This window comes from Pseudanabaena sp. PCC 7367, assembly GCF_000317065.1.
GTDB classification, from domain to species: domain Bacteria; phylum Cyanobacteriota; class Cyanobacteriia; order Pseudanabaenales; family Pseudanabaenaceae; genus Thalassoporum; species Thalassoporum mexicanum.
Window position 1 is genome coordinate 14443 of sequence record NC_019690.1, and the last position, 12217, is coordinate 26659.

Annotated in this window: 7 protein-coding genes; 2 read left to right on the plus strand and 5 right to left on the minus strand. The window is 44.9% G+C overall.

Going from position 1 to position 12217, the window contains the following annotated elements:
- Window positions 1–20 precede the first annotated feature (20 nt).
- Window positions 21–1088 (minus strand): hybrid sensor histidine kinase/response regulator, encoded by a 1068-nt coding sequence (locus PSE7367_RS18415; RefSeq protein ID WP_015146071.1) that lies wholly within the window; start codon window positions 1086–1088, stop codon window positions 21–23.
- A 320-nt stretch (window positions 1089–1408) separates the two neighbouring features.
- Between PSE7367_RS18415 and PSE7367_RS18420 the strand changes: the two genes are divergently transcribed.
- Window positions 1409–1771, plus strand: a complete 363-nt coding sequence (locus tag PSE7367_RS18420) for a helix-turn-helix domain-containing protein (RefSeq protein WP_015146072.1) — start codon at window positions 1409–1411, stop codon at window positions 1769–1771.
- Window positions 1772–1978: 207 nt separating this feature from the next.
- On the opposite strand, the gene PSE7367_RS18425 is transcribed toward PSE7367_RS18420, so the two are convergent.
- Window positions 1979–4453, minus strand: coding sequence for a response regulator (locus PSE7367_RS18425; RefSeq protein WP_015146073.1), 2475 nt, complete (start codon window positions 4451–4453; stop codon window positions 1979–1981).
- Between the two features lie 54 nt (window positions 4454–4507).
- Window positions 4508–8185 carry a PAS domain S-box protein gene (locus PSE7367_RS20825; protein ID WP_015146074.1) on the minus strand — a complete coding sequence of 1226 codons (3678 nt, stop codon included), beginning with the start codon at window positions 8183–8185 and terminating at the stop codon, window positions 4508–4510.
- Window positions 8186–8741: 556 nt separating this feature from the next.
- On the opposite strand from PSE7367_RS20825, the gene PSE7367_RS23035 reads away from it, so the two are divergent.
- On the plus strand, window positions 8742–8870 hold the full coding sequence (locus tag PSE7367_RS23035; protein ID WP_264314207.1) for a hypothetical protein: 129 nt from the start codon (window positions 8742–8744) through the stop codon (window positions 8868–8870).
- 468 nt (window positions 8871–9338) lie between these two features.
- On the opposite strand, the gene PSE7367_RS18445 is transcribed toward PSE7367_RS23035, so the two are convergent.
- Window positions 9339–9671 carry a hypothetical protein gene (locus PSE7367_RS18445; protein ID WP_015146076.1) on the minus strand — a complete coding sequence of 111 codons (333 nt, stop codon included), beginning with the start codon at window positions 9669–9671 and terminating at the stop codon, window positions 9339–9341.
- 1157 nt (window positions 9672–10828) lie between these two features.
- Complete coding sequence (locus tag PSE7367_RS21340) at window positions 10829–11023, minus strand: ribbon-helix-helix domain-containing protein (RefSeq protein ID WP_015146077.1); 195 nt, start codon at window positions 11021–11023, stop codon at window positions 10829–10831.
- Window positions 11024–12217: the final 1194 nt, after the last annotated feature.

The following is a 12217-nucleotide window of genomic DNA, read 5'->3' on the forward strand; positions in this document are numbered from 1 at the left end:
AATTAGCTTTTCTCGCTTGCCTATATTTCTAAGGTGAAAACAGCACCCTGGGGCTTATTTCGATCCACCTGGATCTTACCGCCGTGGGCTTCCACTACCATCTTACAAAAGGCCAAACCCAGCCCAAACTGGCTCATCTTATTATCATCTTCACCCACTTCGTACTTCTCAAAGATTTTTTCTATACTTCGCAGATCTACCCCCATACCATTATCCGCCACACATACCCTGGTCTTTAGTTCAGGAGTATCTTGCCCTTCCACTTGCACTAAAATCTGACTGTCGTTAAATGAGAACTTGATCGCATTGGCCAGCAAATTATCGATCGTGCGGCGAATTAGTTTAATATCCAGCAAACTATTAACTTTTTGTTCAGGGAACTTCGTTGTAATTGTTAAATTCTTAGACCTGGCGATCTCTTCAAAGTCAGTTAACGCCTGCATCACCATGTCCGACAGGTTCACTTCTTCCTTTTGCAATACCAGCTTATTTGCTTCCTGCTTGGCAATGAACAAAATATCATCAACGAGCGAATTGAGCCGCTCCGCCGCGCTTAGAATGCGATCGATTTTATTCTTTTGATTTTCACTCAAATCAGTTCTATTTAAAATATCAATCGCCAGAAAAATATTACTCAAGGGGTTGCGCAGATCATGCACCACCATATTAGTGACATCTTCCTTTTGCCGCATCGTTGATTCTAGGGCATCATATTGCTGCTTAATCCGCAACATCGATCGCGCCCTGGATCGTAGTTCAATACTGCTAATTGGTTTACCAATAAAGTCATCCGCCCCCGCTTCAATGCAATGGGCCAAATCCTCTTTGGAATTCAGCGCCGTGAGCATAATAATCGGAATATGTCGCCATGCTGCGTTGGCCTTAACCCGCTTGCAGGTTTCCAAGCCATTCATTTTCGGCATCATCACATCCATTAGAATCAAGTCCGGTGGTTGCTTTCCCGGATTTTCTAAATAAGAAATTGCCTCGTAGCCATTATTCACATAAACCAGCTCATATCCTTCGCGGGCAAGCATACCTTCGATCACATCAAATATGGCGGGCTCATCGTCTACAACGAGTATCAAATCCTAGTCCCCCATGGTCTTTTTCAGGTCTTAATCACACTAATTTAACATATTCAATCGGGTTATTCTCTATCTATAATTGGTTGAAACAATGGCTCCTGGTACATTTTACTATGATCTAATCGAAACTGGTTAACAAATTTGTAAAACAAAGAGTGACGATAATTGCCGATCTAATCTAAACTATCAAGAGCGGCATCCTAATTGGGCGATCACCAGCGGTTTAAACATCTTTATATATTGCATTGCCATAAACTAATACATTATAAAAGACGGATTCTACATTATAAAAGACGGATTTGAGGAGCTTTAAATTAATTATGAGAGCTCATTCTTTGGATTTACGCTATCGCATTGTGGTTGCCTATGAAAATGGAGAAGGTTCAATTCGGGAATTGGCGCAGCGGTTTAGTGTCAGCAAAAATAGTGTCCATAAGCTACTGCAGCTATATCGAGACAAAGGCACAATCAGACCCACACCCTATCGGGCTGGGGTTAAGCCCAAATTCAGCCCCCCACATCTGGTCATGTTGGCGGAGTTGGTCGCAGATCATCCAGAGGCTACTTTAGTTGATTTATGTCAACAGATGCATCAACGTACTGGGATTGAAGTCTCGGTTTCGACTATGTGCCGGATTTTGCAAAAACAAAAACTAGATCGTAAAAAACATTGTGTTTCTTAGCGCTTTTCTTAGCGATCGCTAACGCTAATTTGGTTGGCAAAGCTGATTGACTAAGCTAATTGTCGTATTAGTTTGATTTGCAAAACTATAATTGAATTGATCCTTAATCTAAATGGGGCATAGCTACATGGCTGCCCTATTTTTTTATGGCTGGGAGGCGATAGGAGATATTTAATTGCCAGCCAGAATGAATGAATGAATGATTAATTATTGCTCCACCAGGACTATGATCGCTTCACACACTGGCTCTATTTGCGCTTCTAGGCTCTCGACGAGATCAACTAAGCCATCATTTTGTTTGGCTTTGGCTTTGGTTTCTAGTTGGCTACAAATTTGTGATAGACCCTTGGCACCCAGGGCATTACTGCTACCTTTGAGGGTGTGGGCAGCATAATAGATCTGCTCATATTCTTGCTCGGCGATCGCTTGTTTTAATTTGGGCAGCAGGTTGGGTAGTTCTTGATCCTTAAATAAAGTAACCATGCGTGGTAGCAGCGTAGGGCTGACCTGTTTGATGTTTTCGATTGCTTGATGATCCAGCAGGTTCATGGCGGTGGGTTCTTCTACTACTGGGTTGGTAGGTAATGGTGATGAGCGATCGCCCCATTTCTGCAACATTTGCTGCAATTCTGCGAGCAAAACAGGCTTGCTCACATAGTCGTCCATCCCCGCCTTTAAACACATTTGGCGATCGCCTTCCATCGCGTTGGCGGTCATGGCAATAATCGCTGGGCGGGTATAATTCACCGCCAGGGTGTCCCATTTTTGCACCAGATATCTAGCGGTTTCCAGGCCATCCATTTCCGGCATATGCACATCCAAAAACAAAATATCATAGGCACTTTCGAGCAGGGCGGCGATCGCGGCCACGCCATTATCCACCACATCCGCCTCATAGCCCATTTTTACCAGCATGGCCAGGGTTAGTTCCTGATTGATTAAATTATCTTCGGCAATCAAGATTTTGAGTGGCAGCTGTGCGGCTAGATTTTGATTTAACTGAAAGGGCTTTAGTTTGGCAGCATTGTCGATCGCGGTGGGGATCGGGACATCAAGCTTAGTGGTAGCGATCGTGAAGCAGAAGGTGGAGCCCTGGCCTGATTTACTCTCGACCCAAATTTTACCGCCCATTAATTCCACTAAGCGTCGGCAAATTGCCAACCCCAAGCCAGTACCGCCATACTTGCGCGAGATGGAAGCATCGGCCTGGAAAAATGGTTGAAAGAGACCTTTTACCTCCGCTTCACTCATGCCAATGCCGGTGTCGGTAATTGCAAATAATAATTCAATTTCCTGCTCTGGTTGCTCTGGTTGGTTTGGCTGGTCTGATTTGGGTTGAGCGTCACCCTTGATATCTGGGATCGGTGACGACGACAGACTTACCGCCACATCGATCTGGCCATTTTCAGTAAACTTAATTGCATTGTTAATCAAATTCAGCAGGATTTGGCGCAGCCGATTCACATCCCCACCAATACTAATTGGCACATTAGCGGCGATCTGATGGTTGAGTTTAAGCCCCTTGGCGATCGCCTTAGGAGTCAAGAGCTTACAAACTTCATCAATGCAACCGGGTAATTGGAGGGGCAGCCGTTCTAATTCCAGATTGCCGGCCTCAATTTTAGAGAAGTCGAGAATATCATTGATCACCGTTAACAGCGTTTCACCACTGACCTGAGCGGTTTGAATCAATTTTTGTTGCTCTGCGGTGAGGTTGGTGGTGGCCAATAGCTGCGTTACCCCCAAAATGCCATTGATCGGCGTGCGGATTTCGTGGCTCATCACCGCCAAAAAATCTGACTTGGCTCTGGCGGCAGCCTCCGCTGATTCCTTGGCCTGGCGCAACTCCGCCATTAGCTGTTTCTGAGCAGCTTCCGCTTTTTTACGCTCCGTAATATCCCGAAAATACCACACCAAACCATAGAACTTTTGTTCGGGCGAAGTGACTGGGCTGGAGTAGCAATCGTAGATCTTGCCTTTGAAGCTAATTTCGGCTTGGTTGGTCTGATCGGGGTGATCGTAGGCGCTTTCGAGCAAATCAACCAGGGGCTCAGGTAAATCAGCTTTAATCAAGAGCGGGCTGAGCAGTTGATTGAGCGATCGATCGATCAGTTCGGGGGACACATCCCACATCTCGCAAAATCGCCGACTGAAGTTGACGATCTGCCCCTGTTCATCCACCGCCAGAATGCCATCGATCACCGCCTCTTTTTGCGCCTGGAGCAACGAATTAGTGCGTTTGAGGGTTTCATTTTGATGCTTGAGGTTATTTTGTAAATTCTTGATTAGCAGTTGGTTTTGAATTCGCGCATAGATTTCGGCGGGTTTAAATGGTTTGGTAATATAATCTGCGCCTTCAACGGCAAAGGCTTTGAGCTTATATTTAGAAGAATCAAGGGCGCTGATAAAAATGACCGGAATATCTTTGGTATGTTCTTTCTCTTTGAGATTTTGGCAGACTTCATAACCATTTATACCGGGCAGCATAATATCAAGCAAAATCAGATCGGGGGTTTTGGTGGCCACCTGGGCTAGAGCCTGATTACCATCGGCAGCGGTGCTTACCTCATAGCCATAGCTGGTGATCACATCCGCCAACAGTTCCAGGCTATCTGGATTATCTTCCACAATCAGGATCTGGGCTTGTAATTCGGCATTCAATGTATCCGATGCATCCAACATGACGCTCCCCCTTTAAGCATATTAAGCATATTGAACAGTAGAACTAAACCAAATTTAAACTTGAGAATTAGAATTCAGCAGTTGTTTAACCAGGCCGCTGAGCTGTTTTAAATTGAGCGGTTTACTAATGTATTCATTCGCGCCCACTTCTAGACATTTTGGGCCATCTCCGGTCATGGCTAGGGCAGTGAGCGCCACGATCGGAATGTTGGCGGTGGGTGACTCGGCTCTAAGTTGTGTGATCGCCGCAAAACCATCTAGCTGAGGCATTTGAATATCCATCAAAATCAATTGGGGTAAATTAGCCTTAGCCTGATCGATCGCCTCAATCCCATTGTTGGCTGTAATTACTTGATAGCCCTGATACATCAGTATTTCTGATAGCATACTGCGATTTGCTTCATTATCATCTGCCAATAGGATTAATGGCGCATTTTCGCCCGGTGGTGGGAGCAGATCTGAGCTAATTAGGGGGGCGGGTTCTGGTGATGGTGCGAGGGTAGGTGGTTGATCACCAGTAGCGATCGTGGGATTGGCATAGGGCAAAACCACTGAAAAACAACTCCCTTCGCCCACTGTGCTGGTTACCTGTACTTCGCCGTGATAGAGGGTAGCGATCTGCTTGACCAAAGCTAGTCCCAGGCCAGTCCCTTCATATTGCCGTGCCAGACTGCTATCAATTTGCACAAAGGACTGAAATAGTTTATCTAAATCCGCTTTGGCGATGCCAATGCCTGTATCAATCACACTAAAACAAATGGCTTCCTGGGCGGCTAGCATTTTGGCTTCTATTTTCACTTTGCCATCATTGGGCGTAAACTTAACCGCGTTGCTGAGTAAATTGAGCAGGATTTGCAACATCCGCTTTTCATCAATCTCGATCGTGGCTTGCTTTAGCTCAGGGGCGATCGCCACTTCCAGGCTAATATTTTTATTGTGTGCCTGTTGCTTCACAAAAACCATTGCCGATTCACACAGGTGACGCACACCAACTGGGGCATTTTGCAATTCTAGTTTGCCCGCTTCAATTTTGGCCAGGTTCAAAATGTCGTTGATTAAAGCTAACAGGTGTTTACCGCTGCGATCGATGGTTGCGATATATTTAGCCTGCTTTTCGGTCAGATCGCCAAATACCCGATCGAGCAGAATTTCAGACATCCCCAGGATCGAAGTAAGTGGCGTGCGCAGTTCATGGCTCATGTTGGCCAAAAATTCATCCTTTTGCTTGGTGGCTCTGGCTAGTTCTGCGTTGGTGATAATTAATTGTTCATTGATTTGCTGCAATCGCGCCGCATCGGCCTTGCGATCGGTGATATCATTGGCCACCACCAGCAATTGCTTGCCCTGACTATTGCCGGAGGTCAAAGCGGTTTTGATGGTTTGGAAATAGCGATTCTTGCCATTTACATCAATTACCTCTTCATCTTCGGTTACCAACAGAAAAGTGCTATTCATGATTTTCCGTTCGGCGGCGAGTTTGGCAGCGGCCACGGTGCGATCGCCCTCTAGATCAAAATCAGTCTTGCCCACCAGCGCCGATGGGGCGGTGTTATATAACTGCGCTACTGCTTGATTGGCCAGAACATATTGCCCCTCATAATTTTTGACATAGATTAAGCTGGGGTTGGCATCGATCAGGCGACGCAGAAATTTTTCTTGTTTACTAATCAAGAACTCAGCTTGCTTGCGATCGGTGATGTCTTTCTGGGTGCCCGACATACGGCAGGGGTTGCCATGCTCGTCAAAGGCAGTCACCCGGCCATAATCCCCCATCCATTGCCATTTACCATCTTTGGTCAACATTCGATGTTCACTGATGTAGCGAACGGTGGGATTCTGGAGATGGGCATTTAGCTTGTCCATCACTGCCGACTTGTCCTTAGGATGGATCAGGGCTTCCCACGCTTTAATATCCGAGTCGATGTCGGTTTCAGAATAACCCAATAATTTAAACCATTCTGGGCTAAAGTAAATTTCACCGGTGGCAATGTTCCAGTCCCACAAACCATCACCGGTGGCTTCCAGTGCTAGTTGCAGCCGTTCTTCGCTGAGTGTTAAAGCAGCGGTGCGCTCGGCTACTCTGGCTTCGAGGGTTTGGTTAAACTGCTGGAGTACACTTTCTGATTCTTTGCGATCGCTAATGTCAGTCAATGTGCCCACATAGCCAATGATCTTGCCATGATCATCAATCTCAGTAGCGGCTTGGCCATAGACCCAGGTGATTGTGCCATCGAGGCGCTGAAACCGATATTCATCTTTAAACGGCTTATTTTGCTTGGCGGCGCTGTCCCAGACCGCAAACACCTGGGCGCGATCGTCCGGATGGATCGCACTGACCCAGCCTTGGCCGAGAGCTTGATCCATGTCAAATCCAGCCAATTCACACCAGAATTCATTTACATAGAGGCAATTACCCTGGGCATCGGTGCGAAAAATGGCCACGGGGGCAGCCTGAGCCAGAGCTGCATAACGGCGCTCACTGGCGCGTAGCTCTTCTTCGGCTTTTTTGCGATCGGTAATATCCATGAAAATGCCGAGCCATTCCTGAATTTCGCCATTGGGCTTGAGTACCGGAATGCCCCGCACCCAGGAATAGCCATAGTCGCCGGTTTTGGTTTTGATCCGATATTCAATTTCATAGATGGTTTTAGTAGCCATAGACTGCTGCCAAGCGGCGGCAACGCGATCGCGGTCATCCGGGTGGATCGCCGCCAGCCAACCCAAGCCCCGATATTCCTCAAAGCTTTTCCCTGTATAGGCTTCCCAGCCTGGAATTGGTTCAATTACCTCACCTGTGGCACTGGTAGACCACACAATCTGGTCAGTTGCTGCCGCCAGGGTGCGAAAGCGGGCTTCGCTGATTAGTTTGGCTTCTGCACTAAGCAGCTTGTCTTCGGCAATCCTGACTTCCTGCTGAGCCTGTTTGCGATCGTTAATGTCTTCGACGATCGAAATAAAATATTTAGGCGTGCCGTCAGCATCACGCACCAGCGAGGCCGATAAATTAATCCAGATCACATCACCATTTTTATGGATATAGCGCTTTTCGATCGAATAAGTCTGGAGCTCATCGGCCAACACCTGATGTACATAACTCAAGTCTTTATCGAGATCCTCTGGATGGGTAATGTCCTGGAAAGTTAAGGCCATTAGTTCGGCTTTGGTATAACCGACTATTTCGCAAAGTTTGGGGTTAACCCGCAGCCACGAGCCATCGGCAGCCACATGGGCGATCCCCACCGAGGAATATTCAAACGCCTGGCGATAGGTTTCTTCGCTTTCCCGCAATGCTGCTTCACTAGCTTCGCCGCGTTCAATTTGGTCTGCCAACTCCTGATTGACTGCTTCTAGGCCTGGTAGTGACAGGGCTTTAGGCAGGATCGGGATTAAATACAGCGCTGTAAACAACGAGACGATCGCCGTAATTGCCTTAACTATGCCGGCGCTCCAGTAGAAGGGATACCAGATTGTGATCGCGCTTAGAATATGAGTGGCACCACAGGCCACAATAAAAGCGCCAAATAACACAAATGTACCACCCATGGGCACATCCCGACGTTGGCGCACAAAATAGACCAACAGGATCGGGATTAAAAAATAGGCAAAGGCCGTGACCAGATCGGAGCCGACATGTAACCCCACCAACTGCGGTTGCCATAGATAGCAGTGGCCGTGAGGCACGAAGGGATTTGTTTCCAAAAGGCCGACAGTAGGGTTAGTCACAAATTCCATAAAATTTCGCGTCCTTTAATTCCTTGATCGCAGGTATGGCAAGGTTAATTATTTATTGCTTTTTGGTCACTGATGGTTCTATGGCAGCTTTTACCAAGCCTTTACTAGGGCTTTATTAGGGTTTTGCAAAGGCTTCTTACTAATATATCCGCTATATCCGCTATATCTATTCTGTCTCTTATGTATATGATATATGCGATTATATGCGATCAAAAACTAGCTCTAGCCAGAGCTAATCAGATTGTCAGATTGCCAGATTGTAGGTAATTAATCTAGTCGATTGCAATTCAAACTACGACAAAAAAGTTAGCTGTTGGAGATCAAATACTTATCTCAATCAATATCTAAATATATAGCCTTAAATAGTCATAAGTGGTTTTTTGATTTGCAAGTTGCGATAAGTTTTCAAATCTACCATAGCTTAAATGCTTCTGCCACGATCGGTGGGGGCTTTTTTTATTGGTTTTTGCTGGCATGAATTTTGATTTGGCAATTTATGAATCCTGATTGAGAGTAGGAACTGGGTCCCTGAGCGATCGCGGCCAGGAGTGCCGAAGTGAATGGCACCGATATTGTGGAAGCGGCCGTTGCTACTAATCGCTTGCCCACCGAGTTCCTTAATGCTGCTGGGTTCATTTCTGCTGTGGATTCCCAATTGGCTTCGCTGAAGGTGGGCGGTGAATAGTGCGCCACATCACTAATAAGCCTGCCAACAATCACAGGAGCGAACTGATATAAATCACCACCTGAATCGATCGAGTCGCCTAAGATCATAACTGTAGGGAGTTGAGCAAGCGTCTTACAACCACCTACAAACCATCTCTAATTAAGTCGATCCTCAAATCGATTCACACCTAATTCACACCTACATAGATTCTCGTCAGTCTTCTATCTACGATAATTCCCATCACCCCTGCCTTTGCTGGTGGGGGTTTTTGTTTAGTTATGCTTTGATGGATATCTTGATATTTCTTTTTAGGTTCGTTTTTGGGCTTGTTTTTTTTGCTTGTTTTTTTTGCTTAGGCGAAGCCAACCAAAACTTTGCTAGGTTTGCCTGTTTAAGCGTCACCAAACATGATTGGTTAATTATTTTGGACATGCTTGATCTACTTGATCGATTAGGATTAGATTTAAATCCGCTCCAGCATACTGCTTAGAGGGCACCCACTGGGCATTTGCGGCCAGCTTGCGAACTCATTACCAACGCTCCTTCCACAAACACATTAACAACCACCTCGCCATCGATCGCGGCGGGTTCATTGAGATGCACATGAATCTTCAGGGCTTTGACTTCTTCGGTGGCTCCTAGGGCATATGCGCCTTGGCAGCAGCTAGAAGATACGCAAGCTGGATATGCGCCGCCCAAATCAAACTCGCCGATCGAAAGGATCGGTGGGCCAGACAGATTGCCAGCATGGGCATAGAACTTGGCGCAGCTATATTTTTCGCCTGCTTTGAATGGCACTACACAACGATGAATACGCATATCTCCCTCCTATTTGCTTGCCGCTTGGGTTTGTTACTTTGACTTAGTTTGATTAGTTCGTTTAGGGCTTGGCATAGATCGATCGAAGCTGATGTAGCTGCATTGAAATATGCCCAGAAACACACCCGATCGAGTGATTTTGCAGTCTACTAGTTTAATTCTAAGAACAATTCCAGGGGGAGTAAACGAAGTTTTGTAAAGATGATGCACCATATAGACGCAAGTGGATCAAGTGGATCAGAACTAAGCCAATTGTAAAATTGTGTAAATTGCGATTGAAAGGAACGGTTGGGTAGGTTAATCTATAGTTAAGACACGAGATGAACCAAACAAAACGGCTCAAACCAAAGCAAACACATGCTTCTGACTTATCTGGGTTCGTGTCTCCTCCCACAGTCAGGCATAGCTAAGAGCTCATATCTTAATTCCTACCGCTATTTAGGCTCCCTAAGTTAAGAACGGCTTTGGATTTGCTCAAAGGCAACCCAATAAAGTAGTTCCAGGAGTTTAGTAGTTTCTGGTTGGAGCGAATGATTAATTATCTTCGCTGGCTTCTCTTTTTACATTCATACCATCTCTAAGAAAGGGAATGGAAAAGGAAACCAACGGGGCGATCGCAAACGATTTAGTAACGCAGCGATGGTTCTGGTGAGATAAATTAAATCACACTCAGCCAGGAATTACAGGTTGTTGGCTAATTGTTAGCTGAGTGAATTGATTAAGTTCGCTCTTACTTGAGAGAAACCGATCAGGTTATGAATGGTTGGGAATAAGAATCGATCGAGAATTAGCTAAGTAAGTGTTGTAAACCTCTAGTAAGCACAATTTTTATTATTTATTGTCTTAGTGACTGATTTACTTAATTTGCACATTATTGCTCATAGTTCGTTTAATAGATGAGTCCGGCCACCGTGGTTGGGCTCTTCTAGTTTTAAGGGGGATTGAATTAGTTGGGTTAGTGGGTTAGTCGGAGGGCACGATCGACCTACAATCTGCGATCGTTGGCGCAACTAATACTAATTAGGCATAATCAAAACTAACTTAGAACTAACCAAAAACCAGACCAGGCTAGCGCGGCTAATGGCTACCTAAACTGATGGGGCTCAGGGAAATTTGGTCAAACAAATATCTCAACATTCAACCTGAACAAATGTCGGTTAGATATCGCCGTTTTGTTTAGCTGCTTCGATCTTGTCTATGATCCAGGCATAAAGCAGATTGGACACACTGCGCTTTTCTTGATCGGCTAGCTTTTCTAGCTCTTCTTTGATGTCTTCATTAACATAGACCGAAACGCGTGGTTTCTTGGATGGCACTTTCTTTGATGGGTTTCCCCCATCGGGCTTAACCATTATATTTTATCCTATAAAGCGTCTAGAGTGGTGTTAGGTAGGAGGTATAAAAGCCTGTTTACTCTTTTATTATTTTTTATTATTCAAAGAAGTGTTAAGTAGGCTTCCTAATCTTTATATTATGCCTCACCTGCGTTAATGTTAAGCAATTGCTGCTTAATTGTTGAGTGAGTAATTAATTGTTGGTATTTCTAAACCTTTGCCGACCTTAAAATATCAGCAAAAAGCGGCTATTTGTCAGTTCCTAGTGGTGGAGAGGGCGAGCTTGATTGCCGGAATTAAGCTGTCTATTTTTTTTAGATTTAGCTTGCTGACTTGCAAGTGAATTAAAACATTTTGTAACGAATGGGTGGGATTTGGGGCTGTTCTTTTACTGACTGAATCAAACCACCATGAATCTTTGATCTGAGCCGATTACTCTTTTTGTTTTGCTGCCTTTTTATACCCAGTTTATACCCAGTTTATACCCAGTCTCGATCGCAGACCACTAGGAAGGGAATGAACTGTTACTCTTGTTTGATTATATCTAAGTGAGCTTGCACTCAGCATAGCTTGAAAAAGGAAAAAACTATACATCGATTTATCACAGCCCAAAACTAAGCAGAACTAATTAAAAAACATAAATCTGATCTAGCGATCGCTGCGTAATATCAACACAGATAACCCAGAATCTGACAACAGTCCCTGCCCAGTTTTTTAGCTGGGCTTTTTCTTAGGTTAACTACTGCGTTTAGCGATCGCCCTTGGCTTTTAGACAATCCTGGCTTGGTAATTACATCTATTCATGATCGACCATGCTGTTGACCAAGCAGTTGCAGCATCGCTGATCGATCGCATTTTGAGCATGTTGCAATTGCTCCCCATAAATAAATAAATAATATACAGAGAACCATAGCCCTGATCGCCATAGCGCAACATATATTGTAATTAAGCAAGAGGATCGCCAGAACTTAATTAGAAAACTAAAAAATCAAAAATATAACCGCGATTGAGCCAGATTTTAATTTAAGTTAAGCAGTGATTGGTTAGTGTGTAACAATAATGTTTTGGCTGAGTTGACCACTCCAGCCTTCGATTTTACGAACAATTGAGAAACTAGATGTTTGTGAGGGAACTACCAAAAGCCAGTAAGGTCTGAGGTAGTTATAAAATCATTGGTGCACTATTGATATGTCATTAATACATCACAGATGT

What these genes read in the sequence shown, in the direction of transcription:
- PSE7367_RS18420 (WP_015146072.1), top strand. Translation starts at nt 1,409, where the DNA reads ATGAGAGCTCATTCTTTGGATTTACGCTATCGCATTGTGGTTGCCTAT.
- PSE7367_RS18425 (WP_015146073.1), bottom strand. Translation starts at nt 4,453, where the DNA reads ATGTTGGATGCATCGGATACATTGAATGCCGAATTACAAGCCCAGATC.
- PSE7367_RS20825 (WP_015146074.1), bottom strand. Translation starts at nt 8,185, where the DNA reads ATGGAATTTGTGACTAACCCTACTGTCGGCCTTTTGGAAACAAATCCC.
- PSE7367_RS18445 (WP_015146076.1), bottom strand. Translation starts at nt 9,671, where the DNA reads ATGCGTATTCATCGTTGTGTAGTGCCATTCAAAGCAGGCGAAAAATAT.
- PSE7367_RS21340 (WP_015146077.1), bottom strand. Translation starts at nt 11,023, where the DNA reads ATGGTTAAGCCCGATGGGGGAAACCCATCAAAGAAAGTGCCATCCAAG.